The 25,276-nt window shown below is 69.1% G+C and carries 27 protein-coding genes and 2 pseudogenes; 13 read left to right on the forward strand and 16 right to left on the reverse strand.

Annotation, left to right across the window (positions count from 1 at the left end):
• The first annotated feature begins 212 nt into the window (after positions 1 to 212).
• From OG276_RS40460 to OG276_RS40470, 3 genes are all read left to right on the forward strand, one after another.
• The gene (locus OG276_RS40460) at positions 213 to 419 is read left to right on the forward strand and encodes a cold shock domain-containing protein (protein WP_266914812.1); all 207 of its coding nucleotides are present in this window, start codon (positions 213 to 215) and stop codon (positions 417 to 419) included.
• Between the two features lie 466 nt (positions 420 to 885).
• On the forward strand, positions 886 to 1,518 hold the full coding sequence (locus tag OG276_RS40465; protein ID WP_266914814.1) for a sortase: 633 nt from the start codon (positions 886 to 888) through the stop codon (positions 1,516 to 1,518).
• Positions 1,519 to 1,740: 222 nt separating this feature from the next.
• Positions 1,741 to 2,475, forward strand: a complete 735-nt coding sequence (locus OG276_RS40470) for a class E sortase (protein ID WP_266914816.1) — start codon at positions 1,741 to 1,743, stop codon at positions 2,473 to 2,475.
• Between the two features lie 67 nt (positions 2,476 to 2,542).
• Here the strand turns inward: OG276_RS40470 and OG276_RS40475 are convergent, their stop codons facing one another.
• From OG276_RS40475 to OG276_RS40485, 3 genes are all read right to left on the reverse strand, one after another.
• On the reverse strand, positions 2,543 to 2,791 hold the full coding sequence (locus OG276_RS40475) for a hypothetical protein (protein WP_266914818.1): 249 nt from the start codon (positions 2,789 to 2,791) through the stop codon (positions 2,543 to 2,545).
• Positions 2,792 to 3,123: 332 nt separating this feature from the next.
• Positions 3,124 to 3,438, reverse strand: a complete 315-nt coding sequence (locus OG276_RS40480) for a hypothetical protein (protein WP_266914820.1) — start codon at positions 3,436 to 3,438, stop codon at positions 3,124 to 3,126.
• A 437-nt stretch (positions 3,439 to 3,875) separates the two neighbouring features.
• Positions 3,876 to 4,307, reverse strand: a complete 432-nt coding sequence (locus OG276_RS40485) for a GNAT family N-acetyltransferase (protein WP_266914822.1) — start codon at positions 4,305 to 4,307, stop codon at positions 3,876 to 3,878.
• 187 nt (positions 4,308 to 4,494) lie between these two features.
• Here OG276_RS40485 and OG276_RS40490 point away from each other — a divergent pair, with 187 nt between their 5' ends.
• Complete coding sequence (locus OG276_RS40490; protein ID WP_266914824.1) at positions 4,495 to 5,832, forward strand: lipase family protein; 1,338 nt, start codon at positions 4,495 to 4,497, stop codon at positions 5,830 to 5,832.
• 142 nt (positions 5,833 to 5,974) lie between these two features.
• On the opposite strand, the gene OG276_RS40495 is transcribed toward OG276_RS40490, so the two are convergent.
• Both OG276_RS40495 and OG276_RS40500 read right to left on the reverse strand, forming a co-directional pair.
• Entirely contained in the window at positions 5,975 to 6,298 is a 324-nt protein-coding gene (locus tag OG276_RS40495) for a hypothetical protein (protein WP_266914826.1), read from the reverse strand.
• A 122-nt stretch (positions 6,299 to 6,420) separates the two neighbouring features.
• The gene (locus OG276_RS40500; RefSeq protein WP_266914828.1) at positions 6,421 to 7,095 is read right to left on the reverse strand and encodes a hypothetical protein; all 675 of its coding nucleotides are present in this window, start codon (positions 7,093 to 7,095) and stop codon (positions 6,421 to 6,423) included.
• A gap of 224 nt (positions 7,096 to 7,319) precedes the next feature.
• Here OG276_RS40500 and OG276_RS40505 point away from each other — a divergent pair.
• The 3 genes and pseudogenes from OG276_RS40505 to OG276_RS40515 all read left to right on the forward strand — a co-directional run.
• A pseudogene (locus OG276_RS40505) lies at positions 7,320 to 7,682 on the forward strand (transposase); the annotation flags it as partial.
• Positions 7,683 to 7,879: 197 nt separating this feature from the next.
• Entirely contained in the window at positions 7,880 to 8,746 is an 867-nt protein-coding gene (locus tag OG276_RS40510) for a hypothetical protein (protein ID WP_266914830.1), read from the forward strand.
• Between the two features lie 427 nt (positions 8,747 to 9,173).
• Entirely contained in the window at positions 9,174 to 9,410 is a 237-nt protein-coding gene (locus OG276_RS40515; RefSeq protein ID WP_266914832.1) for a hypothetical protein, read from the forward strand.
• Between the two features lie 60 nt (positions 9,411 to 9,470).
• Here the strand turns inward: OG276_RS40515 and OG276_RS40520 are convergent, their stop codons facing one another.
• From OG276_RS40520 to OG276_RS40530, 3 genes are all read right to left on the reverse strand, one after another.
• Entirely contained in the window at positions 9,471 to 9,650 is a 180-nt protein-coding gene (locus OG276_RS40520) for a hypothetical protein (protein WP_266914834.1), read from the reverse strand.
• Positions 9,647 to 10,144: a hypothetical protein gene (locus OG276_RS40525; RefSeq protein WP_266914836.1), complete on the reverse strand. Its 498-nt coding sequence runs from the start codon at positions 10,142 to 10,144 to the stop codon at positions 9,647 to 9,649. The genes OG276_RS40520 and OG276_RS40525 overlap by 4 nt, the downstream gene beginning before the upstream one ends.
• 259 nt (positions 10,145 to 10,403) lie before the next feature.
• Complete coding sequence (locus tag OG276_RS40530; protein WP_266914838.1) at positions 10,404 to 11,537, reverse strand: alpha/beta hydrolase; 1,134 nt, start codon at positions 11,535 to 11,537, stop codon at positions 10,404 to 10,406.
• A 470-nt stretch (positions 11,538 to 12,007) separates the two neighbouring features.
• On the opposite strand from OG276_RS40530, the gene OG276_RS40535 reads away from it, so the two are divergent.
• Together OG276_RS40535 and OG276_RS40540 are read left to right on the forward strand one after the other, a co-directional pair.
• The gene (locus tag OG276_RS40535) at positions 12,008 to 14,485 is read left to right on the forward strand and encodes an MFS transporter (protein WP_266914840.1); all 2,478 of its coding nucleotides are present in this window, start codon (positions 12,008 to 12,010) and stop codon (positions 14,483 to 14,485) included.
• 387 nt (positions 14,486 to 14,872) lie between these two features.
• Entirely contained in the window at positions 14,873 to 15,400 is a 528-nt protein-coding gene (locus tag OG276_RS40540; RefSeq protein ID WP_266914920.1) for an NUDIX hydrolase family protein, read from the forward strand.
• 250 nt (positions 15,401 to 15,650) lie between these two features.
• Here OG276_RS40540 and OG276_RS40545 read toward each other — a convergent pair whose 3' ends face one another.
• On the reverse strand, positions 15,651 to 16,766 hold the full coding sequence (locus OG276_RS40545; RefSeq protein WP_266914842.1) for a HEAT repeat domain-containing protein: 1,116 nt from the start codon (positions 16,764 to 16,766) through the stop codon (positions 15,651 to 15,653).
• 269 nt (positions 16,767 to 17,035) lie between these two features.
• Between OG276_RS40545 and OG276_RS40550 the strand changes: the two genes are divergently transcribed.
• Entirely contained in the window at positions 17,036 to 17,938 is a 903-nt protein-coding gene (locus tag OG276_RS40550) for a GNAT family N-acetyltransferase (protein ID WP_266914844.1), read from the forward strand.
• 84 nt (positions 17,939 to 18,022) lie between these two features.
• On the opposite strand, the pseudogene OG276_RS40555 reads toward OG276_RS40550, so the two are convergent.
• Positions 18,023 to 18,124, reverse strand: a pseudogene (locus tag OG276_RS40555) (DUF5958 family protein); the annotation flags it as partial.
• 160 nt (positions 18,125 to 18,284) lie between these two features.
• On the opposite strand from OG276_RS40555, the gene OG276_RS40560 reads away from it, so the two are divergent.
• On the forward strand, positions 18,285 to 18,884 hold the full coding sequence (locus OG276_RS40560) for a hypothetical protein (RefSeq protein ID WP_266914846.1): 600 nt from the start codon (positions 18,285 to 18,287) through the stop codon (positions 18,882 to 18,884).
• A 269-nt stretch (positions 18,885 to 19,153) separates the two neighbouring features.
• Here OG276_RS40560 and OG276_RS40565 read toward each other — a convergent pair whose 3' ends face one another.
• The gene (locus tag OG276_RS40565; RefSeq protein WP_266914848.1) at positions 19,154 to 20,023 is read right to left on the reverse strand and encodes a DUF3592 domain-containing protein; all 870 of its coding nucleotides are present in this window, start codon (positions 20,021 to 20,023) and stop codon (positions 19,154 to 19,156) included.
• A gap of 359 nt (positions 20,024 to 20,382) precedes the next feature.
• On the opposite strand from OG276_RS40565, the gene OG276_RS40570 reads away from it, so the two are divergent.
• Positions 20,383 to 21,471 carry a terpene synthase family protein gene (locus tag OG276_RS40570; RefSeq protein ID WP_266914850.1) on the forward strand — a complete coding sequence of 363 codons (1,089 nt, stop codon included), beginning with the start codon at positions 20,383 to 20,385 and terminating at the stop codon, positions 21,469 to 21,471.
• A gap of 50 nt (positions 21,472 to 21,521) precedes the next feature.
• On the opposite strand, the gene OG276_RS40575 is transcribed toward OG276_RS40570, so the two are convergent.
• The 5 genes from OG276_RS40575 to OG276_RS40595 form a co-directional block, all read right to left on the reverse strand.
• A complete protein-coding gene (locus OG276_RS40575; RefSeq protein ID WP_266914852.1) occupies positions 21,522 to 21,713 on the reverse strand; it encodes a DUF4236 domain-containing protein in 192 nt (63 codons plus the stop codon).
• Between the two features lie 562 nt (positions 21,714 to 22,275).
• On the reverse strand, positions 22,276 to 23,142 hold the full coding sequence (locus tag OG276_RS40580; RefSeq protein ID WP_266914854.1) for an NmrA family NAD(P)-binding protein: 867 nt from the start codon (positions 23,140 to 23,142) through the stop codon (positions 22,276 to 22,278).
• Positions 23,143 to 23,243: 101 nt separating this feature from the next.
• Positions 23,244 to 23,723: a hypothetical protein gene (locus OG276_RS40585; RefSeq protein ID WP_266914856.1), complete on the reverse strand. Its 480-nt coding sequence runs from the start codon at positions 23,721 to 23,723 to the stop codon at positions 23,244 to 23,246.
• Between the two features lie 144 nt (positions 23,724 to 23,867).
• Positions 23,868 to 24,386, reverse strand: a complete 519-nt coding sequence (locus OG276_RS40590; RefSeq protein WP_266914858.1) for a MarR family winged helix-turn-helix transcriptional regulator — start codon at positions 24,384 to 24,386, stop codon at positions 23,868 to 23,870.
• 144 nt (positions 24,387 to 24,530) lie between these two features.
• Positions 24,531 to 24,725 (reverse strand): hypothetical protein, encoded by a 195-nt coding sequence (locus OG276_RS40595; RefSeq protein ID WP_266914860.1) that lies wholly within the window; start codon positions 24,723 to 24,725, stop codon positions 24,531 to 24,533.
• 94 nt (positions 24,726 to 24,819) lie between these two features.
• On the opposite strand from OG276_RS40595, the gene OG276_RS40600 reads away from it, so the two are divergent.
• The gene (locus tag OG276_RS40600) at positions 24,820 to 25,272 is read left to right on the forward strand and encodes a hypothetical protein (RefSeq protein WP_266914862.1); all 453 of its coding nucleotides are present in this window, start codon (positions 24,820 to 24,822) and stop codon (positions 25,270 to 25,272) included.
• The last annotated feature ends 4 nt before the right edge of the window (positions 25,273 to 25,276 follow it).

Consider the following 25,276-nt stretch of genomic DNA (forward strand, 5'->3'; position numbering starts at 1 on the left):
CTTCCTGCTGGACAGCATCGTGGCAGGACGGATTCCCGCCCCTGGGCCCCGCCCCGACACGTGCCCTCCCTCGCCGCTCCCCGCTACCAGCCGCACACCGGGCCGGCGGCGCGGCGGGCCGCAGCCCGTCCGCACAGATCCGGCACGGAACGCGGTACATCCCCGCGGCCCACGCCCGGTGGCGTTCTGGACCCTGTGAAAGACGGTGAACTGTGACCCAGCGCTGCACCGGGTTCATCCAGCACTACAACCGCCAGGCCGGCTACGGCTTCCTCATCCCCCTGGGCCACAAGGAACCGCTCTACTTCGAGGAAGCCGACCTCGAAGGCGGGTACAGGGGCCTCTCCGTCGACCAGCAGGTCACCTTCGTCTTCGCGCTCGGAGAAGGACGCTTCGTCGCCAAGGAAATCCGCACCTGACAGCCGGCCGGCGTCCCGGGCCCACCGGGCACCCTGCGGGCCCGGTCCAGCCGGCCGGTAGTCACCCACGATGGGCGCACCGGGCGCCCGTCTCGTGGCCCGATGGGTCGAACAACGGGACCGGGCGGCTCCGCGTCAGACGCCGGAGCTCACTCCGAGCCGCTTGGCGACCTTGGCCACCGAGAAGCCCGCCTGGCCGGACTCGGCGAGGACCTCGAAAGTGGCCTCGATCAGTGCCGCCCGCAGGTCCCCGTGGTGATACGGACGTCTGGCCTCGGGGGGTCTGCGACCGCGGCTCCATGATGATCTCCGGGGACACGGTTCCGCCCGTGGGAACCGGCCTGTTGCGCCTCCTGGCTTCCGCTGTCGGGCGTCACCCTGCCGCACCCGGCCCGTAATGCGACTCTGGAAGGGCCAACCGGGCCTGTTCGACCCCGCGGCGGCCCGGCCGATCAGGGATACCGCCATGCCCCAGCGCGCCTTCCTTGGGTCCCATGCCGTGTCGGCGGTGGTCACCAGCGCCGCCCTCGCCCTCCTCCTGACGACGCCCGGCACGCCCGCGGCGGCGACCGGGCCGGCCGCGGTGCCACTCCCGCAGTCGGCCGTACTGTCGATTCCGGCCATCGGTGTGTCCGGGCTGCCCGTCGTGCCGTACCGCGGAAGCCCCGACGACTCGCCGGGCACTCGAATCCAGGACCGGGGCATGGCCGCCAGCCCGCACGGTCCCGCCGGTGGCGTCGGCCCCGGCGATGTGGGCAACTACATCGTCACTGGACACCGCATCGTGGCGGGCGGGCCGCTGCGGGCGCTGCCGTCCCTGCCGACGGGCGCGTCCGTCGTCGTGACCTCCGGCGGCGTCACGTACGAGTACACGATCACCACGACCCGGACGACCTCCTTCCGCTCCCAGTCCTCCATGGCCGCACAGCGCGCCGCCGTCCCCGGCTTCCCCGGCGCCGCCCCTACCCGCGCGATGATCACCGTGACCACCTGTCTCACGCCCGAGGACGATGCTGCAGGCAATCACTGGCGGGACGCGCAGAACAACCCCGAACACCGCATCGACAAGATCGGCGTCCTCACGGCAACCACGTCCTGACCACCGTCACCACGTCCTGCCCCGTCCACACCGCGCCCCGCTCCGCTCCGCCCCGCCCCGCCCCGCCCCGCCCCGCCCCGTCCCCGGGAGGGCGAAGGTCACAGGGCCAGCCCTTATGAACCTCTTGCTCCGTATGCCACTCTGGCGGGCAAACCGGCTCGCGCCCCTGCCCCGACGACCGCGCCGACCCTGCCGGCCCCGCCGACCAGTACGGAAACGCCCATGCCCCTGCAGTTCCCGTCCCGAGCCGCATCCGCCGCGGCGGCCGGCGCCATGGTCGTCCTGCTGGCGGCCTGCAGCACCACTCAGGCTGCCGCCGGCGCGGCGGCTCCCGCACCGCCGACGACGGTAGCGGCACCCGCTTCGGCACCCGCTTCGGCGCCGGCCGCCGCCACCGCCGCGCGGCCCTCCGCGCCGCCGGTTGCCTCCGTGCAGACCTTGGCCTCCGTCCTGTCCATACCCTCGGTGGGCATCATCGGCCTGCGCGTGATGCCGTACGAGGGCACCACCGACGATGCGCCCGGCACCCGTATCCAGGACAAGGGTCTGGCGGCCAGCCCGTACGGGAAGCGTGGCGGAGTCGGGCCCGGCCAGGCGGGCAACTTCCTGGTCACCGCGCACCGCCTGTCGGCGGGCGGCCCGCTGCGCGCCCTGCCCGCCGTGGCGAAGGGCGACTCGGTGCTCGTGACCGTCGGCGATGTGGTGTACACGTACGAGATCATCGCGAGCCGCAAGACGTCCTTCCGGTCCGAACGCTCGCTCAGCGAGCAGCGCGCCGCGGTCCCCGGAATGCCGGGTGTGGCCCCGACCCAGGCCATGATCACGATCTCGACCTGCGCCACCCCGGAAGACCATGCCGAAGGCAACTTCTGGAGCGACGCCCAGGGCAATCCCGAGCACCGCATCGACAAGATAGGCGTTCTCCGCAAGACGACCGCAGCGCCGCCTGCGGGATAGCCGGATAGCGCCGCCCAACTCTCGCCGGGGCGCGGGCGGGTCCCTGCGCGTGCCCGGGGGGCGTTTTTCACCGGCCGCGCGACCGTGCCCGTACGCCGTCGGGAACTGCGCGGCCTGCGCAGACGCCGACATCACGCAGCAACGTGTCCAAGAGCTCGAAGAGCAGCCGGTCGACAACGGCCATCGTCAGACGGTGTTCGGGCACCTTGGCCAGGCGGAAGGCGTTGTGGACGCCAGTGGGGCTCTTGCCGACCGGCTCGGCCAGCTCCCGGATGCTGTCACTGTGGCTCTGCGACTGGGGTGTGGCATCTGCCAAGCGACCGGTATCGACCGGTATCGAGAAGACCCTCCGTCGGTCGAACGGCTTTGGCACCAGGCCGAGACAAGGCCGATCCGGACATGGCAGCGACCCCGTACGCCCTCAACCACGGGGAGATCGTGGTCGACCGCACCCACGGTTCCCTCCAGTGGGGACACCACCCGTGCGAAGACGATCACTAGCACGGGCGGCCTTCCGGGAGGCTCGTCCCAGAAGGCCGCCTGCCTGCGCGGGCACCCCACGGGTGCTCGCGAGGAGGCGCCGAGCATCGCGAAGAAGGGGTCTCGACCAGTCCGACGTCTCATAGGCAACCGGCCCGACGAGCGCTATCAGAGGCGCGCCAGGACTCGGTGCAGATCGTCTCGGTCGAAGGCATGGCCGGAGGCCAGCAGAGTTCGGGTGTAGGCGTCCAGAGCAGAGATGAGACCTTCCGAAAATCCTGCTACCGCGGGGAGATCCCAGGCACCGGTGAGCAGGTCGTCCAGGCGACTGGGGTCCGCCGGCAGGTGGATGTAGATCTCCCATGCCGGGACACCCTTGAGTCTGGCCCGCTCGGAGCGCGGGAACATCCGGTTTCCCGCTCGCTCCAGCGCCCGCAGCACTGCCAGTTCCGGTGCAGCCGTCGCGTCCAGTGCTGTCGCCATCGCAGTCCGGTCCCTTCGTCCGAGTGCAGCCTCAGCAGCGCCATCCCTCAAGCACTGCCGACCTGGTTGATCCAGGCCTGACGCTAGGCCGCGGGCCGAGGCGGACGGGTGGGTTGCATCGGATTTTGACTCGATCGAGTGGAGGTACGACTCCCCCGGGCCACGCACCCTCGGGCCCCTCCGCGTCCCCACGGGGGAAGCACGGATGAGTGTGCCACCCCGATCTGCGTGACCGTCCCGCAGCCCGCCCTCAAGCCAGGCCGGCCCCTCATCACGGACCTCGCCCGCACGGCATTCTGCGGCTCCAGCGGCATCAGCGCACCGATCGCCGCCCGCCCACGTACGGGACGCCCGGGCCGATCGCGAGTGGGCGGCGGCCACCCCGCTGGCTGACCAACCGGGGCCCGTCCGGCGGATCAGCGCTCAGAGCAGGATGATCAACTCCCTTGCATCAAGCGGTACATGCCGATCGAGTCATGCCCAGCGGTATCGGCAAAGCCGAACTTCTCATAGAGGAAGCGCGCGGGCCCGTCCGCAATCAGCGAGACATAGGCGGTGGCGGGTGCCCGACGCTCCAACTCCTCGGTGAGCGCGGTCATGATGCGCTTGCCGAGGCCGCGTCCCTGGTGGGCGGGGTTCACGCAGATGTCGACGATCTGGAACGCGGTACCGCCGTCACCGATGATTCGCCCCATGCCGATGGGCTCGCCCTCGTGGTGGAGGACGACGCCGTACCACGTGTTGGGCAGGCCGAGGGCGACCGCCTCGGGGGCTTTGTCCGACAGACCGGCATCGGCACGCAGACGGCGGAAGACATCGACGGAGGGCACACCTTCACGCAAGCAGTAAGGGTCATTCACTTGATTCATGGATTACATCCTACGGAGTGCACGCCCAGTCCGGCCATACACGGCTTCACCGGCACATCCCGCAAGCGTTGCGCAGAGCCGTGCCACAGGCCTGTTCAAGCCTTTTACCTGCTGGTAACTTACAGCGCTGTTACCACTGGTAACGCACGCCTGGCCCGGTGATCCACGAGACGAATCCGAGGGAACCATGCACCGCATCGCCATGGGGAAGCTGGCAGCCGCAGTTGCCACCGCTCTGGCCGTCACCGCTGTTCCGGCGGCCGCGGCCGCTCCGTCCGACTCGTCGACGGTCGCAGCGGGCGACTCCTTCTACACCTACGACGGCAGCACGCCCTTGTCCTCGTACGCACCGGGCGCCGTGCTCAAAACGCGGACGCTGAAGTACCACGTCCTCGGCATCCCGACTCCGGTCACGGCGATCCAGCTGCTGTTCCGCACCGTCGACGCGCAGGGCCGCCCGTCCGCCGGGGTCACGTCGATCGTGCGCAGCCCCAACGGAGACGGCAGCAAGGCCGTTTCGTACCAGTCGTTCTACGACTCCCTCAACCCCGCGGACTCCCCCTCCCGGGCCATCGCGGGCGACGTCTCGCTCGGCGGCCTGATCGCGAACGGCGAGTCCCTCCTTCTGGTGCCGCTCCTGCTCTCGGGCTACAACGTGATCATCCCGGACAGTGAGGGCCAGAACGCCGACTTCGCGGCCGGCCCGGAGTACGGAACGAACACGCTGGACTCGATCCGGGCCGCGAGCCAGTCCCCGCAGACGGGCCTGAACTCCAACACCCGCATCGGTCTGGCCGGCTACTCGGGCGGAGCCATCGCCACCCACTGGGCGGCCGCACTCGCGCCGGGCTACGCGCCGGACGTGGACAGAAGGCTGGTCGGATACGCGGAAGGCGGTCTGCTCGTCGATCCGGCGCACAACCTCAAGTACGTCAGCGGCAGTTCCATCTGGGCCGGCGTCGCACCCATGGCCGTCATCGGGGCCGCGCGTTCCTACGACATCGACTTCGCGCCCTACCTCAACGACTACGGTCGACGGGTGTTCAAGGAGCTCGAACACGGGTCGATCATCAACGCGCTGGGCCAGTACCCGGGACTGACCTGGAAGAAGATGGTGAAGCCGGAGTACGCGAACCCGAACTCGGTTCCTCCCTTCGTCGAGGCGGTCAACAAGCTCAACCTCGGCTCGGCCGCCACACCCAGCGCTCCCGGGTTCATCGTCCAGGGCAACGGAGGCTTCCTGGAGGGCACCCTGAGCAACCTCCCGGGCATCGGAACGGGTGACGGGGTCATGGTTGCCGGAGACGTGCGCGCGCTGGTCCGGCAGTACTGCGACAAGGGCAACACCGCGATCAAGTACCAGCAGTACGAGCTGCTCAGCCATGTCGGCGCCGCCGTTCCGTGGGCACCCGCCGCCCTGAGCTGGCTGGGCGACAGGTTCGCGGGCAAGACGCCCCCGTCCGACTGCGGCCGGATCCCCGCGGGCAACTCACTCGCACCGGAAGTACCGACGACAAGGCCCTGACACCAGAGGGCGCAGCCACGGACCCACCTGCCGGAACCCGGTCACTCTCACAGATCACGAGGGTGACCGGCCGGCCGGACCGCTCCGAACAGATGCCGCTCACGCGGTGAGGGCGATCCGTCCCCCGCTGCTGCAGCCTGATCTACCGCGCGGCCTGCAACGCCGCCGCGATCTGGACGACGTCCAGGTCGATGACGACCTCCTCGCCGTCCCACACGCCGCGCGAGGAGATCGCCAGGCCGATGAAAGCCAGCTCGGCGGCATCGTCACGCAGTTCGTACTCTTCGCGGCTCTCCTCGCCGATCCGACCCGGTTCCTCGCGATCCCAGGCAGCGACTGCCGACTCAGCCACGGACCGAGGCAACCGCACGCTGACCCGACTGACCTGGGGATCAAGATGAGCCCCGATCGATGCCAGCACGGTCCGATCCTGCTGATACCTCACATACTGCTCGCCACGTTCCACGAGCCGAGAGTACTCAGGCCCAACCGAGCCCCCGACACCATAGCCGGTGAACGTCTGCGGTCACAGCACTAGGGCCTGCCCGGCGGATCTTTGGCCAGGTCACGGCAGATGTGAGTCGTGTGCTACGTGGTGGGGTCAGCGTTTTCGGGGCACAAGGTGGCATTCACTGTGGGCCGGGTACCGGGGCCCGGCCTCGTGCGCGGGGTTGCCCCACCGGAGTCGTGGCGCTCGGCGAGCAGCTGCTTGCGATGGCGGCGGCGGCGGAAGGCGGTGACGAGGGCGATGACCGCGCCGATGGTGATTCCGAGGATGGGGAGGGAGACGGCCAGTATCAGCCAGCCCGCAAGCGCGAAAAGGCCTCCGGAGTCCCCGATGGCGTACGTGGAGGACGCGTGGGACGAACAGGTGATCTGATAGTCGCCCGTTCGTGGCACGTCGATGGCGTACAGCGGATTCCAGGTCTCCTCCCGGGAGAGGAACACGTCGACTCCCGGATAGGTGAGACTGGGTTCGTCCGGCCCTGTGATGCTGCACTTCGGGTTGGCGGACGGGCCGAGTTCCTCGTCCCTGATCCAGATGGTCGTCTCACTCCCCGGATCGAGCCGGAGGGTGACGATGTCGCCGTTGGCGAACCGATGGTCGGTGTCCACCGCATCGATCGCGTTGTTGAACCGGAAGACACCGATGGCCACGCCCATCACGATCAGCACGAAGGCGACCGCGCCCGCTGTGGCGTACCAGCGACGGCTGGGCCGGAGTTCGTTCGGCGGCATCTGTACTGGTGGGAAGGGCTTCACGGGCACACCCTAGATCGTCATGTCCCGCCGACGAGCCGCCGGGTCCTGCCCGGCCGATCATGTGACTGACTCACCCCTGGCTCGTTGGTCTGGGTATGGGGCGGGATCAGCGTGGTGACTTGTCGGATGCCGAGCGGGAAACGGCTCTGACCGTTCCTGCCGATGGGTCATGGTCGTTGTGGCCGGAGGTGGTGCAGCAAGTGAGGGACTGGGCCGCTCGCGGGGGCGGCTTCACCAGCAAAATCCACCTAAGCGCCGACGGTCGCTGCCGCCCGCTGTCCCTGCTCATCACCGCCGGCCAGCGGAGTGACAGCCCCCAGTTCCGACCGGTGCTGGAGAAGATCCGCGTTCCCCGTCTCGGGCCGGGCAGGCCCCGCAACAAGCCGGACAGCGTCGCCGCTGACAAGGCCTACAGCAACCGGCCGTGCAGGGAGTACCTGCGACGCCGGGGCATCTCGCACACGATGCCGGAGAAGGCCGACAGCCGGGCCGCCCGCCTGCGAAGAGGCGCACAGGGCGGCCGACCACCGGGATTCGACGAGGACCGCTACAAGAAGCGCAACAGCGTCGAACGGGCCATCAACAAGCCGGCCAGCCGCGTCGATCCGCAGTCGAAGGGGGCGGCGCGGGCGAAAGGGTCTGTCACGAGGTCCGACGTCGACGATGATCACCTCATGACGACCAGAAAAGGGCCATGTCGTCTAGGCGCCCCGCTCGCGCGCCGCCGCCCGCCGCTCATCGCAGCGCCCGATGGCCGTGACCGCCCGCCCAGGAGAGGCCGCCCGTGCAGAAGACCGCCCTCACTCCCTACGCTCATCTCCCCCGAGCGCACCACGACCGCCACGTCCTGACCAGTAACGTCGACGTATTCGGTGTCGCCCACTGGCTGCTCGCCGAACACGCTCCGCAACCCGGCGGCGATGTCCTGCCCTTCGATGCCCTGGTCGTGTCCGTTGATCCGGGCGGCGACGTCGAACTCACCGAGCTGAGCGCGGTGCGGGCCCGCTGGCCGCGCCTGGACCGCCTGCCCGACGGCGGATTCCTCGTCGCTGCCTCTCGCGCCCGTCGGTACGAGGACGGGAACCAGGTCCAGGTCTTCGACGCGCTGGGCCGGGAGACCTCGTCCTTCTCCGTCGGAGACGCAATCGAGCACCTGCTCGTGGACGAGGCCGGCCTCATCTGGGTCGGGCACTTCGATGAGAACCCGTCCGGCATCCACCGCTGGAGCACTACGGGCCACCCCATTTGGACGTCGGATGGTGCCGACATCCCCGGTCTCTTCGACTGCTATGCCCTGAACGTGTCGGGGACCACCGCCTGGGCGTGCACCTACACGGACTTCCCGCTCGCTGAGATACGCACCAACCGACCCGAACAGCCTGTGAGGGTCTGGACGAACCAGGTGCGGGGCGCCAAGGCAGTGGCTGTTCACAGAGATCAGGTGGCCTTCTACGGCGGCTACGGCGAGGAGCAGGACCGACTCGCTCACGGCAAACTCACCGAAACATCGGTCGAGCCAACAGACGTCGGCCTGCTCACCCTGCCCGATGGCACCGCCCCGGGCCGCCGACGGGCCCTCGGCCGAGGAAGCAGGATCTACGTCCAGGCCGAGCCGTTCACCGCGTGGGGCATGCTCGACCTCAGCAGCTGATACCCGGCGCTGGCGGGGCGCACCAGCGAGGGTCAGACAGTCTTCGACCGGTTGATCGAAATCTCCGACGGGCAGGCACCCGGTGCTCCTCTGCTGCGCTAAGTCCTTGACGCCGCAGCGGGGCCCACGGTCGAGGCACCGTTCCACTGCTCGACACGAGCAAGCGGGCCAGCTTGCGCTCGGCGTCACCGTCGGGCCGAATCTGTGCATCGGAGTTGTCCATCCGGGCCAACTACAGTGCTAACCCACACGCGTGGCGATTGCCCTGTGTCATCGAACATTGAGCGCTTGTCATCGAACCTTGATGCCGGCAGGTGGTGTCATCGGGGAACGCGCCAGCCGGACCGGTGCCGCCCTTCGGGGCCCGACTGGCCGTGACAAGAGGGCCCGGCCGATCCGCACGTCGTCGATCTGGGATGATGCCCGGATGGAAATTGGTTTCCCCTGGGGGTCCAAGCCGACCGTAGACCTCCGCATGTGGCGTCCCGACGCGATCGTGCTGTTCGACTGGCTGATGAGCACCGACCTCAATGCCGTACCGATCACGCACCCGGCTCAGAAGCAGGCCCTCGTAGACCTGCTGGCGCGCTTGGAGGATGTGGACGTCATGGAGTCCACCGAGGAAGAGATCGCCGCTGCCCAGGACGAGGTCATGGGCTTGTAGAAGATCAAAGTTCGGTGAGACGGAACAGTGACCGGGCGCTTCAGTTGGCGGATGAGCTTGCTACCTGGCGGGCAGTGCGGCGTAGATGGCGGACGACTGGTCGCAGGCCAGTGCCGCTACAAAGCGCGCGGAGGGAGCCGGGCCCTCGGCCGCAGGCCGCTCCCCCAGCCAGAGGCCAGGCTTGTCGATGTTGAGCCCGGTGAAGTGCTCGCTGTACCCGTCGTGCTCGTCGTCGATCACGCACTCGGCTCTGGGTCTGATCCTTGAAGGGGCTCTCTAGAGCGCTGTACGAGGACGCGGCGCACGTGCTTCACCGTCACCGCCGCCGGGAGACCGCCCAGGAGGAGCGACAGCCCCACCGGGAGCACCCCGGCCCACACCGTTGGTGAGACGTACGCGGTGCCGGACGTACCGTCCACCAGCCACGCACGGACCGGTTGCGAATCGAGGTCGCCGTCGACGGGGACGACGAACGACGAGCCGCCGTCGTCCGGGGTGAAGGCACCCGAGCAGAACCTCGACGTACCCGCACTGGCCACGGTGTTGTCGTACGTCCGGCAGTCGGTTGCGGTCACGGTCCCGGGCTCGCCCCACAACGCCGTCCGCAACTCCCCGGTGAAGTTCGTCAGCACGACGTAGGCCAGAATCAACCCGCCCAGACAGGCCAGCGCCAGCCACGGCGCGGGTCCGACCTGCTCCGACTGCCCGTCCAGAACGTCCCCACCCTCGCTCATCCCCACCCCTCGGATCGCCGACGGACCTCCATGGTGACCGCTCCGAAGCACCCTCGGAAGCCCTCCATGGCGTGCTGGTGGGCTCGCACGATCGTCGAGTCGACGGACACCAGCCAGTCGACTCGACGTCGCCGGCCGTGTCCTTCTCCGCCCGGACCCCCGCGGTATCCGCGAGAACGCTGTCGGGACGTTTCGGCAACGCGGCGAGGCGCCGCGCCAGACGTCGCGGCCCCGGCCATGATCCGCCGCCGGGCAGGTCCTAGGTCGCCGTCCTCCCGGCCCGTACCCACGCGGCGAACTCCTCGATGCCGTCGATGAGCGCCTCGAAACGGAAGGAGTGGAAGAGGTCGAAGGCGTGGTGGCCGCCCGGGAGTTCGACGTACACGACCGGTGAGGTGGAGACGGAGCGCAGGGCCGTGACGAGGGCCTTGGGGTTCTCGGTCTCCACCAGCTCGTCCAGGTCGCCGTGCGCGATGAGGAACGGTGGCGCGTCCGCCCGGGCGAGGTTCACCGGTGAGGTCGCCGGATCCCCGTCGAAGTACGTCCCGAGATAGCCGTTGAAAACGATGGCGGCGGTCACCGAGGTGTCCGCCTCTTCGAACCCGGGCTGATAGGCGGGTTGGTTGGGGCTGAGGGCGGCGAGCGCCGCCATGTGCCCACCCGCGGAACTTCCCGACACGAACACGCCCGCCGCGGGGTCCGCGCCGTACGTCTTGGCGTGCTCGCGGGCCCAGGCGATGACCTTCTTCGAGTCGATCAGATGGTCCGGGTGGGAGAAGGCCGGCCTCAGACGGTAGTTGGCGCTGATGCAGACCCAGCCCTGGCTCGCGAGCCGGTAGAGCAGGGGCAGTGACTGGGTGTTCTTACGGCCTTGGTCGTAGTGGCCGCCATGGAAGTGGATCAGTACGGGGCCGCCCTCGGGGCGCGAGCGGTGATGGTAGACGTCGAGGAGGTTGCGGCGGCCCGCGTCCCCGTAAACGAGGTTGCCCACCCGCTTGACGTCGCCGCGGCGGCGGAACACGGGCCTGAGCAAGATGCGCGCCAGGGGCGGCCTGCGGCGCGTGGCGGTTCCGGCGCCGAGCGCCTCGTCCAGGGCCCGCCTGACCACCGGCGCCGTCCGTATCCCGCGGCGGGCGACCACCACGAGACCGACGGCCGCAAGGGCAGCCAGAGCCACCGCCGCCCAGTCGGCAACCGTGGCAATGTCGCCCTCCACGAAGGCCAGCACCGTCGAGGCCGTCAGCGCGTAGAGGACGATGTGCGGTATCTCGCTGAAGACCAGACCGAGCCGGTAGCTGAAGAAGAAGAGCGGCTTCGGCCCGCGGATGCGCACCAGGCAGAACACCGTGATCAGCGCGGCCAGCACCGCGGTTGACGCATAGCCGACAGCCATCGGAACCACTCCCCCTTGACGCCTCTGCCGAAGTACCCCATCTGTAGTTCCACGGATGGGGTACCAACGAAACCGCCTGGCGCCAAGACCGAAAGGCTGCCGGGTTCGCCGTCTCGATGACGCAGTCCTCGTCCTCAATGCCCATGCGGAACAGGTGTGTTCCTTCCACCAACTTCGACAGCGGCGTCGTCTTCCTCTCTGTCGTGGCGGCAGCGGGTCCGGCGCGAGTGTCCGGTGCGTGGCCGGTTGGCCGGGATCGGGTCGCGAGGGCCCGGTCACGGGCCGGTGTGGGCCCTCACCGGTTCGGGTGGTTCTCCGTACCGGGCGATTGTTCACGGCACCCCCTCTCACCGGCTCTTATGCCCGTCGGGCAGGTCCGGGGCGTCAATCCGCGCGTTTGCTCCTGTTGTTGCCGAATGCGAGAAAAGGGCCGCAGGTGCGATTGCCTGGGGCAACGAGGGGAGCAGTACGTGGGCGGTATCACTCTGGTGACGGACGAGCAGGCCGCCCCGCGGCCGGGTCCGGTCCACTTCGAGAAGAGGAGCCGTCCCGAGCCGGCCGGCCGGGACGTCGCGAGCGGGCCGCCGCCGCGCACCGCCGAAGTAGGTCCGGTACCAGTGGAGTTCAGCCCACGCCGTGTCCGGCTGGTGTTCTTCGGGCTGATGCTGGCGCTGCTGCTCGCCGCGCTGGAACAGATGATCGTCGCCACGGCGCTGCCGAAGATCGTCGGGGAACTCCATGGCCTGGACCGGATGTCGTGGGCCATCACGGCCTATCTGCTCACCTCCACCATCGGCCTGCCGCTCTACGGCAAGCTGGGCGACCTCTTCGGCCGCAAGAGCGTCTTCCAGTTCGCCATCGTGGTCTTCATCATCGGTTCCGCGCTGGCCGGCTGGTCGCGCACCATGAACGAGCTCATCGCTTTCCGCGCGGTCCAGGGCATCGGCGCCGGCGGGCTCATGATCGGTGTGCAGGCGATCATTGCGGACATCGTGCCGCCCCGGCAGCGCGGCCGCTTCATGGGGCTGATCGGCGCAGCCTTCGGCCTCGCGTCCGTCGCCGGACCATTGCTCGGCGGGTTCTTCACCGACCACGCTTCGTGGCGCTGGTGCTTCTACATCAACGTCCCGTTCGGGCTGATCACCATGGCCGTCATCGCCGTCGTGCTGAAGCTCCCCAAGCCCACGGTCCGGCCCCGGCTCGACGTGATCGGCGCCGTACTCCTCGCTGCGGCCTCGACCTGCCTGGTACTGCTGACCAGCTGGGGCGGCACCGAGTACGCATGGGGCTCGCGGATGATCCTGGGGCTCGCCGTCGGCGCTGCCGGAACGTCCCTGCTCTTCGTGGTCGCCGAGCACCGCGCGGCCGAACCCATCATCCCGCTGAGGCTGTTCCGCGACCCGGTCTTCACGGTCACCGCCCTGGTCGGGGCTGTCGTCGGCATCGCGCTGTTCGGCGCCGCCAGTTATCTGCCGACCTACCTCCAGATGGTCGAGGGCGCCACCGCCACCGAGTCCGGGCTGCTGATGCTGCCGATGATGGGCGGGGTCGTCGTCGCTTCCATCGTCTCCGGCCAGCTGATCACCAGGACCGGCCGCTACAAGGTCTACCCGGTCCTCGGCGGGGCGCTGTCCACCTTCGGCATGTGGCTGCTGTCCCGGCTGGAGACCGGCACCACCCAGCTCGCGTACAGCATGTGGATGGCCGTCCTCGGCGTCGGCATCGGGCTGGTGCTGCCGGTGCTGGTCCTCGCCGTACAGAACTCGGTGCGGCCCACCGACCTCGGCACCGCCACCAGCGCCAACAACTACTTCCGGCAGATGGGCGGCAGCATCGGCGCCGCCGTCTTCGGCACCGTCTTCGCCGGCCGGCTGTCCGACGCCCTCTCCGACCGGCTGCCCGTCGGCACCGGGCTCCCGGCCTCCTCTTCCATCACCCCGCAGCTGGTGCACTCCCTGCCTCCGGCCGTCAGGGACGCGTACATCGCGGCCTACGCCGAGGCGATGCCGCGGATCTTCCTCTACCTCGTGCCGGTGCTCGCCCTCGGCCTGCTCATCGCATGCTTCCTCAAGGAGAAACCGCTGGTGTCCCACAACGCCCCCGCAGCCGACTCGGTCTCCGAGGCCCTCCCGCAGTCGCTCCCCGGCGAGGTCCCCGCCGCCCGGAACTCGACCGACGCCTCCCGGCCGGGCGAACTGCCGGTCTGCGGAACCGTCCAGCACCCCGACGGCAGCACGGTCCCCAGCGCTGCCCTGACCCTGATCGACGTGAGCGGCCATCAAGTCGGCCGGGGCGCCAGCGGAGCCGACGGACGCTACGCGCTGAGCGTGCGCGGCCCCGGTTCGTACGTCCTGATCGCGGCGGCCGGCGGTCATCAACCGCAGGCAGTCAGTGTGACCGTGGGAGAGCAGCCGGTCGAGCTGGACGTGGTGCTCGGCGGCGCCGGGCGGCTGGCCGGTACGGTCGTCACGGCCGACGGCACCCCGGTCCCCGACGCGGCCGTCACCCTCACCGACGTCCGGGGCGAGGTGGTCTCCTCCACCCGGACCGGCCGGGAGGGCACGTACGTCATGTCCAAGCTGGTGGCGGGCGAGTACACCCTCGCCGCGAGCGCCCCGGCGTTCCGGCCGGCCGCACTGCCGGTAAGCGTGCAGGCCTCCCGCGAGACCCGCCAGGACGTGGAGCTCGCAGGCGGCGCGGTCCTGCGCGGCACGGTGCGCGCCGGCTCAGGAAGGCCGGTCGAGGATGCCCGGGTGACCCTGCTCGACGCGGCCGGCAACGTGGTGGACACCCTGACCACCGGTTCGGACGGGACCTTCCGGTTCATCGACCTGCCGTCGGGCGAGTACACGGTCATCGGGGCCGGCTATCCGCCGGTGGCGACGGTCCTGCAGGTCGCGGGCGCCGGGCGCACCGAGCGGGACGTACGGCTCCGGCACGAAGACTGACGAACAGACACGAAACGGTGGGGCTGCTCCCTTGGGGGCAGCCCACCCGTCTCCGCTCCAGGGTCACGGCTCACCGGGTACGGGTACGGGTATTGGTACGGGTGCGGGCGCGGGTACGAGTATGTGGCTGTACCCGAACTGCCCGGTGCTCCACGCCTCCGAGCCTGGGCGGACAGGGCTCCGGAGGCGTCGGCGTCCCCGCCGTGGCCCTGCTGAAGCTCAGGACGCCTCGCGACCCGACATCGCCCCTCACGATCACCCGTTCCATCGCGTAGATCCTCCCGACATCGACCCGAGCTGCACCCGGAATGGGAACCTGCCCGTGTGAACCGGCCCGTGGGTCCTGCGGCTACGGCACCTGGAAAGTACGATCAAGCAATGTCTGACATGACCGAAACCACGCCCGGCTGGCTGACCACGGATGAGCTTGAAGTGGCCAGAACCCAGATGCCGATCCTGTACGTGACAGCGGTTCCAGTGCGGGTGGACGATAGCGGCGAAGTCACCGGTATCGGGCTGCTGCTGCGCATGGGTCCGGACGGAACGGTCAGCCGGACCCTTGTGTCCGGACGCGTCCTGCACCACGAGCGGGTCCGTGACGCGCTGTTGCGCCATTTGGAGAAGGACCTCGGGCCGGTGGCTCTGCCCCGTGTCCCCGCATCCCTCCAGCCCTTCACCGTCGCCGAGTACTTCCCCACCGCCGGCATCACCGCCTATCACGACCCCCGCCAGCACGCGGTGTCGCTGGCCTACGTCGTGCCAGTGGCCGGTGACTGCCGGCCCCGGCAGGACGCGCTGAACCTGGTCTGGTTCAGTCCCCAGGAGGCCGCCGACCTGGCCGTGCACGACGAGATGCCCGGCGGCCACGGCGTACTGCTGAAGCAGGCTCTCGCACACACAGGACACACCTACTGAGAGCCCCGCAACGTGCGCGAAGGCACGCCGGGGTCTGCGGCAGAGCCGTGAGGGTGGGATCTTGTCGGGGCACCGGAATTCGGGTCCTCAAGATCCCTCCGATGTCGGGTGCCGAGGGTCACTGAAGCAGGATCATCTTGCTTAGGAGCTCGGACCCGGACCGCCCGTAGAGCTGCCTCTTGATCTTCTTGATGCGGTGTGCGGCGCCTTCGACACTGCCGGAACTCCGGTCCAAAGTGAGGTCGGCCAATCAGAGCAGGGCTCGGATGGCGTCGCGCTGCTCTGGCAGGCCGGCTTCCCTGAGCCAGCGGATTTTGTTGCCCATGTTTCCCCAGCAGTTGTCATTGGCGGTGAGGGCCTGCAGGAGCTCTCGTTGCGCGGCTGACAGTTGCAGGCCAGGGCTGTGGCCGACGGGGAAGGCTTTGACCAGCAGCGGACCCCAGTCGCGGTCGACGGAGTAGTCGCTGGCGAGCGGTATCAGGGCCATGGCCGCCGGGGCTAGGTCCTCGAAGGCCTCGACGCGGTCAAGGGCGGCCTGCAGGAGGGTGAAGCGGAGCCAGCCGTCGATCTGAGGGAGGGGGTCGGGGAACCAGTGATCTGCCTCGGCCGGGTTGTGCAGGGCTTCGAGCAGGACGGCGGTGGCGCGGGGCATGCGCGCGCATCCGGTGGCCAGAGCGGCACAGGCACGTACGGCTGGGTCAGGATCATCGAGAAGGCCAGCGGTGTCCTGGCCCCAGGCACCCATGGCCAGAACGGCGGAGGAGCGTTCTCGGCGGCTGCCGTCTGATGCAAGAACGCGACGCAGGCGGTGGGCGGCGCGGGGGACGAACTCGGCGAGTTCGGGTGCCTTCAGAAGGTGCGTGACCGTTCCGAGGGCTGCCTCTCGGGTGGCCGGATGCGGATCCTCGAGGAACGGTTCGACCGCGTCGTAGAGCTCGGATCGGATGTTCCGGCATGCGCGGATCGCTTCGAGCTCGTCTTCGTCCTCGCCGTCGCACTCACCCCCGTACTCGCCATCGCTGCCGGGGCCCTCGCCGTAGGAGGCCGAGTCGGCGATCTGACCGAGCCAGTCGAGAAGTGCGGCCCGCAGGGGCCGGTTCCGGTCGTCCCAGGGGAAGAAGCTCTCGTGCTCGGCCATAGTGTGGGGGTGGGGCAGGATCCGTGCGACGAAGAGTGCGGCGGGCGGGGTGGAGCTGTACAGGGAGCCCTGGTGCAGCACTGACATATCGAGCATTCCCAGCGCCTCGGCCTGCACCTCGGGATCCTCGTTCAGGAGCCGGCACAGGTACGGCGGGGTGTCCTCAGCGCTCCCGTATGCATGCTGAAGGGTGCCCCATGCGGTTGCCACGAGCAGTTCTCTGGCCATCGGAGGCAGTCCGGACCATTTGGAGGCGTCGCGGTCCTCGTGTCGATTCGTCACATGCACAGCCTGCCGAACAGCACTGACAACCGGTTGCGGCAGGCCAAAAATCCGTTCTCGGTCACTCGATCACACTGTTACGCTCCGCTCGCGTCCTCGACCGCGAAAAGGGAGGTGGGAACCGTGAGCCAGCTGACTCTCGTGTGCTCCCACCCCGTTCCGAGGACGCCGGGGATCTGAAGGGGAGCGCGTCGCTACCCGGAAGGACCCCTCACGTGACCGATCTGGTCATCCGCGCCCTCGCCACAGGCGAGGAAGCACTTTTCGAATCCCTGCCCGATCCCGGTCTGGTCGGCTTCGCCGCCTTCGGCGACACCTACAGCGGGCTGGCCGCCGCCGGTGAGTACCGCCCCGAGTGGACCTGGGTGGCCCTGCGTGACGGTGTGGTCGTGGCGCGAGCGGCTTGGTGGGCAGGGCCAAAGGACGACAAGCCGCTCGCTCTGGACTGGTTCGACTTCACGGACGCCGGTGCCGCCGTACAACTACTCCGCGCTTCGCCGCTGCACGCCGAGTACTCACTCAAGCTGCCGCCCGGCTGGCGCGACGTCCCTGCGGTCCGGGAGCAGGCCCAGGCCCGGATCGACGCGGCCATCGCCGCAGGCATGGCTCCTCTGGTCGAGCGCTTCCGGTACCGCTGGACGCCGGACTGCGGTGTGCCCGCGCGCCCGGGCCGCCTCGAATTCCGTCCCGAGCCCGACGACGCGGCGATCCTCGACGTCTTCCGCCGTATCCACCAGGGCAGTCTCGACGCCCATGTGCGCCGCACCGTCGCCGCATCCGGGCTGGAGGCGGCCGCCCAGGAACAACTGGACTATCTGCGCTGGCTGCCGAGCCCGCGCGAGTGGTGGCGCCTTGCCTACAACCCTGCCGGGGAACTCGTCGGCCTGAGCGTCCCCGCCCGCCACTACGGAGACCCTCTCATCGGCTACATCGGCGTGGTGCCCGAGCACCGTGGCCACGGATACGCCTATGACCTGCTCGTCGAGGCCACGCACAAGCTCGCCGACGAGGGCGTGGACCGCATCGTGGCCGGGACTGACCAGACCAACGTTCCGATGGCCGCCCACTTCGCGAGGGCCGGCTACCCCATCGCCCAGGAACGCATCGACCTGATCTAGCCCAGAGACAGGAAACGGTGTGGGACTCGGGGTGTGACAGCCGAGCCCCCCGCACCCGCTCCTGCGACTCCTGAGCCACCAGTAACCACATCCGTCGGAGCAGAAGCGTTCGCGGCGCCGTTCGTCCGCGACCGCGAGTACCGGGACCAGGAGCCGGAACGCCCTGCGGCGTTCGTCGACCGGGATGAGGTCGGCGAGCGTCCGATGGCTTTCGGGGCGTGGTCACGGTCAGAGCCTGACGGGCTTGGCTCCACTCTCGTCCTACGCCACAGGCCCCGATACCGCGGGCTCCCGATGAAGATCTGATGGTAGGTTCGCGGCCGCAGATGCCGACGGGGGGAAGATCATGACGCCGACCACACTGCCGGAACCGTCCGGCCAGCCCTCGCACGGGCAGCGCAGGGCACGCCGCATCGTGGTTCGTACGGGTACCGGGGTCCTCCTGCTCCTGCTGCTCGGCACCCTTCTCGCCGGCCAGCCGTGGAACGCGCCCTGGTGGCCCGGCAGGACCGAGGTCACCGGCGTCCCCGACCCTTGTGAGGTCATCTCCGAACCGACCCGCAGGCTGCTGCCCGGAGTCGTCCCCGTGCGGGACCCGTGGGAGCGGGTGCTGGTGAAGCAGGAAGTGTGCGAGGCCAAGAACGACACGGGGTCCCTCAGGCTCGGCTATGAGCAGTGGCAGTGGAGACACCTCAAGTCCCCCCAAGCCGGAGAGGCGGCGGCCCACGACCGGCTCCAGAGCCTCATGGACCGCGGCCATGGCCGGAGCTGGGACCCGGTGCCGGGTCTCGGCGCCGAGGCGTACCGGGATGGTTCGACCGTGCTGGTACGCAAGGCCAATGTCATCGTCCGTGTCTCGTACAGCGAAACGCGGACGGAGTCGGCCAGCAGGGTGGCCGAAGCCGAGCACCTCGCCCGCTCAGCAGTGGCCGCACTCCGTCGCTAGGGAGCGTCCGGCGGGCGTGAAATTGCGTGGGCTCAACGGATCGGTGCGGAGCTGGCATACCCCCTCCCCCTCGATTTACCCGCCCCGCCCTCGGCGCCGAGGGCGGGTCTATTACCGGGTCGATCAGGAAGTGCTCGTGGCGCTCTGGCCTCCTGGGATTACCCGTTCGCGGCTGGGGGCTGCTCCGTGAACGGCCAACGGTGCGTCGCTGAGCACCGGGTTGCCCGGAGCATCCGCGGAGAGCCAAGTGCAGTCTTCGATCGGGGCTGTTACAACAGGACGGCTCCCGCTACGGTCGTCACCGCGCCGAGGAGCAGGCCCTGGATGACAAAGACGATGTCCCGGATGGCGGAGCGGCGGGAGGCGGCAACGTCCAGGGTGAAGATCTCGGGGGCGTCGGGCACGTAGTGGACTGTCATTTCCTGGCCGTACGCGGTGGCCGGGTCCTTCGGCGGGGTGGGGAGGCGGGCAGTGACGGTCGTTCCCTCACGGGTCGTGAAGGCGATGATCGAGGCGTAGCTGGTCCAGGTCCCCTCGTTGTCGTCATGGATGGACTTGGTGACAGCGATCAGACGGCCCTGGACGCAGGTGGCTTCGGCCAGCCGCTCCGATTCCTGGCGCGCCAGACCAAGGTCGTGGCGCAGGACGAACAGCATGGCGACGGTCAGCGGGCCGCCGGCGCCGAGCAGTGCCCAGGGGTAGCCGTGGCGGATCGCGGTGTCGGTGACCAGCCCGGCATAGAGCAGAAAGACCGCGAAGTTCGGCCAGCCCCGCCCGCTCAGGCCGTCCTGGAGTGTGTAGGCGACCTCGAACCGCTGCGGGTTGCCCGGCGGGTGGAGCACCGCGACCTCGCGGCCGACCCAGACCGTGTCCAGTTGGATTCCGCGCTCGGCCTCGTACCGCAGGGTGTACTCGTGCCCTGTGGCGGTGTCGGTGTCGGTGTCGGGAAAGGCAATGACCACGGGTACTCCGGCCGTGCCGGGGGCGCCGTGTGCGGGAGCCTGCACCTCGACGATCCGCCCGGTCACCCGAACTGCACGCTGTCCACGAGTGGCCCCGGCTAGCGCCCATCCGTACCCCAGCAGCGCCCATAGTCCACATACCGCGCAGGCCAGCAGCCGCGTCACCTGCCAGTCCATGCCCGGGCCCCCTGTTCGCCCCCTGTTCGTCGCCGAGCGCCAGATCTACCACGCCCGGGCGGCAGCGGTAAGTGGTGCGGCCAACTGTCCATGCAGGCGGAGTCGGCTCTGGCGCGCACCCTCCTGAGAGGAGCTCGGTGGCCACCGGCCGTCTCGTGGGTTGTGATTCCGTGCGCATGCCTGGCCATTTCGTCGCGGCCGTGTGCCTGGCGTTCCTCGACACCCAGCCTCACCTTGAAACTCCGATTCCAGTTCTGTAATTCGTATGGGGTCATTCGTGGTGTCACGGGTGTGCCGTGCACCCCGTAGGGAATTTTCTGATGCGGGCCGGCGTCCAGAACGAGGCAGGAATGACCGTTATGGGAACCCAGACGTTCACCATCCCCCCAGTGCGGACCAGCTTTCGCTGGCGCATCAACCCGCACCACTCCACCGAGATGGACGCGGATGCGAACGCGTGGGCGTTCGGCCTGTTCAGCGATGACCCGCGCGTGCCGGCGCCGGTTCATGCCGACAACTACACGACGTGGGCAGCGTTGTGTTTCCCTGACGTGGATGCCGACCTGCTGAGGCGTTGGTGCCGATTCAACGCGCTGTACACGGTCATTGAGAACAAGCAGGAGGCCCTGTACGAGACGAGCGGCGCCGGCAGCGCTGAACGGCTATGGGAACGTACGGTCACGCTGCTGTTCCGGCAGTCGCATGCTGACGACGTGTTCGTGGCATGCGACTGGGGCGAGGGACTGCCCTGGTACAACCTGACTGCGGCCATGGCGATCGCCGAGAGGCTCCCGGAGGCGCTGGCCAGGTACTTCCTGCGGCGCATCGCGTACATGGCGCAAGCGCAGTACCAGGAAGACCTCGTGATCCGCTCGCCCCGGATGGGGTGGGGCGAGTACCTGGAGTACCGCCACATCAACTTCGGTGTCCCGCTGTTCACCGCGACCATTCCCGCACTGCTGGAGCGGAGCCTTTCCGCGGACGAGTGGGAGTCGACCGAGCGGGCGCAACTCGATCGACTGACGGCGCAGCACTGCTGCCTCGTCAATGATCTGTATTCGTTCCGGAAGGAGTGGAACGACAGGCACGGTAAGAAGCGGCACGTGCAGGCCGTCTCGGTGCTGCAGCACATCTACGGCCCGGGTGTTCAGGAGGCCCTGACCAGGCTCGTCGAGACGATAGAGGAGACGGAACGCCAGTTTGTGGCGCTCCGTTCACGTTGGGCCCTCACACCAGAAGCTGATGAGTACTGCGATCGCCTGGAGGACATCAGCGCGGGGAACCTCCGCTACCACCAGACTTCGCCACGATTCCATGGGAGCGGTTTTGAGGGCGTGTTCGCTGGTGGGCAGCTGCAGATGAACGGGGCGACCGGAGGCGAGTCCTCAACGCCCGCCCATGTACCTCCGCCAGGCAGGGGTTACGGCGCCTCAGGCCATCCCGCCTGATGCCACGTCAGCCGCATGTCGCGGACCGCGGCCGGTGGGCCGCCCGCTGATCAGCCGCGGCGGGTCTTGCGCCAGCCGAAGGGGCCGGGCAGGTCGATCGAGGTGGTGCGGCGGCCGGTGCTGCTGTGGGTGCGGCGGGGGCCGCGCTTGCCGCCGCCGGTGGTGATCGACCACGACTTGCGGTTGATGTTGAGCCGGACACCCGGCAGGATCCTGAAGCTCTTGCGGAATGTCAGAGGCATGTCGTCTCACTTCCTCGGTGGGCGTACGGTCGGGCAGCCGAACTGTGCGTGCATTCAGGCTGCTTGGCGTGCCGTTCGTATGTCCCGCGGTCCCCGTTCCATGCGCCGCTGTCCCCTCAGGCCGCAACGGAAGCCGAGTCCGCGAGACTGGGTCGGCGTTCTGACGGCAGCTCAGAGTCTTTTTTCAGGTGCGTGTTTGCCCGACCGGAAGCGGGTCAGACGCATGGAAGGCGGAGCACGCAGCCCGGACTGCAGCGAGGCTTCGCCGGCCGGAGACGTGTGGGAGAACGATGCCCACACGGCTCCGGCGGCCGGCACCACGACTGCCGCACGGGATCCGCGCGGCACCGGGACCTCCTACTCCCCCGACCATCTCCCCCGGTCGCGGCAGCGGAGCGGCTTCCCGGCAGCCCCCGACGACGGCGCTCAGACCACCGTCCCCGGGCCTCGGACCCCGGCGGCAGTCGCTCTCCCCGCGCAGGCCGTGGGCGAGGGTGCTTCGGGAGAACCCGACCGGGCGCGACCCCGAGCCCCGTTGGCTCCGTCACCTTGAGCCGACGCCCTATCGGCTGAAGTGGGCGTGGTGTTCGCGCAAGAAGGCATCGAGGGTACGGGGCGGGCGGCCGAGGATGTCGACGACGGTGGTGGTGGGGGTTTCGGGTCGGGTGACGGCGAGTTGCTGGATCTCCGTCACGTGGTCGGCGAGCCAGGTGGGCATGCGGGCGTTGTGGATGAGGTTGTCGCGCAGTTCGTCGGGGGTGAGGTCGACGTAGCGGATCTGATGGCCGGTCAGGGTGGTCAGTCGTGAGGCGAGTTCGGGGTAGGAGACGGCTTCGGATCCGGTCAAGGTGTAGGTGCCGCCGGCGATGTCGCGCCTGGTGAGGGCGGCGGCGGCGACGGCACCGATGTCGCGGCAGTCGACGTAGTTGCAAGGCGCGTCGCCCGTCGTGCCGAGGATGACGCCCTGGGCGACGGTGGGGGCAAGGCGCAGGAGGTTCTGCATGAAGGCGTATGGGCGCAGGATCGTGTGGGTGAGGCCGCTGGCGCGGAGGTGTTCCTCGACGGCGCGGTGTCCACGGGATATGGCGACCGGGGAGTCGGGGTCGGCGGCGGGTGCGGAGATCTTGACGATGTGGCCGATGCCGGCGTCGGCGGCGATGTCGACGACGCGGGTTTCGAGTTCGACTTGTGCGGGACCGTTGGCCATCGCGAGGAAGAGCTGGCCGGCGCCCTTGAAGGCCGCGTGCAGGGAGTGGGGATCGGTGGCGTCGGCGTACTGAACCTCGACTGGCGGTTGGTGGGCGCCGGTTATGCCGGGGATCGGCCTGTGCGGGGTGCGGGTCAGTGCGCGGACGGGTGTGCCGAGCGTGAGCAGGCTGTGGAGCAGGGCGTTGCCGGTTGCTCCGGTCGCTCCCATGACAACGATCATCTTGTGCTCATTCCTTGGCGACTTCCCGGCGGCGGGTGCTGCCGGGGTGGGCTCGGTCGGGCTTGGGCTCGTGGGGCGGGTGGACCCGGTGCCGCGGCGGGCTATGTCGGGGATGCCGTGGGAGTGGTGGTGCGCCAGCGCAGGGTGACGATGGTGGTGGCGAGGGCCGCGGAGACGGGCAGGTCGATGCGCAGACGCTCCAACCACGGGGTGGCGGGGACCAGGCTGTGGGCGGGTAGCCATTGGGCGGTGAACCATCCCAGCAGGGCCGCCGCGCCGGCGGCGGTGATGACGAGTGCGGCCGTGAGGGCGACGCGCGGCGTGGTGGTGGTCCACCGGCGGGGCTGCCCGCCGTGCCACAGCCAGGTGCCGACCAGGAACGCCACCACGGCGGAGGTGCCGGCGATGGAGGTGCAGGCGGCCACGGCCAGGTCCCGCTGCCCGGTGAAGACTCCGGCGGTACCGGCCGTCAGCGCGGGGGCGGCGTAGGCGGTCAGCACCTCGCGCCACAGGGTGAACGGCCGGGGTGGCCGGGAGCCCGCCGCCCGGTTTCGGCGCGTTCTGTCCTTTGTTGCGGGCATGCTGGCCTCTTTCTCGTTCGGGTGAGGGAAGCGAAGGGTTGCGGCGGGGGGAGGGTGAGTCCGCCAATGTAATTAGGCGACTAACTATTGCCTCAAAAAAAGGGCCCTCCCCGGAGGGTGGGGCCAACCCAGCCGAGAGCCGGGTCAGTCGGCGGCCAGAGCCGCGCTGCCGCGCACGACGCGGGCGAGCAGGTCCAGGAACACCGCGCGCTCCTCGACGGAAAGCCCGCCCACCATCGCCTCAAGCCGCCCGAAATGCTCGGAGGCCATGTCACGCAGGCGCTGCGCCCCGCGCGCGGTCAGAACGGCCACCGTGCCCCGGCCGTCCTCCATGGACGGGCGGCGGGCGATCAGACCCTCGCGCTCAAGGCCGTCCAGCAGGCCGGTGACCGTGGCCCTGGAGACATCGAGGTCGACGGCAAGGCGCGAGGGGGACTTCTCCCCGCCATGGTCTTCGAGGTCGGCGAGCAGTCGGTAGCGCCCTGTCGACAGGCCGAACCTGGCGAAGTGCGCCTCGGCCGCCCGGCCGACCCTCGCGCCCGCCGAGATCAGCCGCACCGCGACCAGCACCGCCTGCGGATCGACCTCCAGGCCGTAGTGCTCGACCTGCCGCCTGGCCTGGTCCAGCGTGGGCGTCTCACCGTCGATGCCGTCCCTCGTCATGCAAATAATATGGCGGCTAATCACTTTGACTGTCAAGGCCCCCGAAGGGTCCGTCCCGGCCGCCTGGGGCCTACCGGCCGATGGGACCGGCCGGGTGGCCTCCGGCCCGCACCGGCCGCGTACGACAGCGCCCGACCCCCGGGGTCACTTTCCGTCGGTGATGAAGTAGTCGTTCTTCAGGTACTCCAGGGTGTAGCTGCCCAGGTCTTCCTCGGTGAAGGTGGCGGAAGACCTGACCGCTTCGAGCGGCATCTCGATCTTGTCGAGGGTGTGGACGGAGACGCGCTGAGGATCCACCGTCGCGGTCCGGAGGGCCTTCTTCTGCTCGGGTGAGATCATCTGGAACACGATCACGTACGTCGACGTGCACGGACCGAACCCCTGATCCTCTGCCTTCTTCGCACCCGGCCCGGCCACTTCGCAGACCGTGCCGATGTCCTCCCGCCCCAAGCCGTGGAGGTACTGCTCGTACCGCTGGATCGCGCGTTCCTTCGTCCTGGGCGCAGGCTGGTCAGCGCTCACCGTCGCCGACGGCTTCTCGGTTCCGGCGGACGCGGACGGCGTGCCCGACGGTGCTCTCGCCGGTGTGGACGCGGACGGCTGCGAAGGCTTTGCGTCAGGGTTCGCCTTCGACTTCTCCGGACCGCACCCGCACGCCACCACCGCCACGCATGCCGTCACCACCACGCTCACCATCGTCCGCGTTCTCATTCAGATCCCCTCCACCGGCCGGCTGCTGCCCATCAAGAGCTCACGCAGGATCCCACGGAACGGTTCCCGCCCCCGCGGCCTGGAGCCGGTGGCAGCCTCGGCCTTGGCCTTGGTGACCAGAGCATTCGCGGCGTCCGCGGCGGGCCGAGCCTGTTCGACCGGGGCCCGAGATTGAACGA

Source organism: Streptomyces sp. NBC_00086 (assembly GCF_026343255.1).
Lineage (GTDB): Bacteria > Actinomycetota > Actinomycetes > Streptomycetales > Streptomycetaceae > Streptomyces.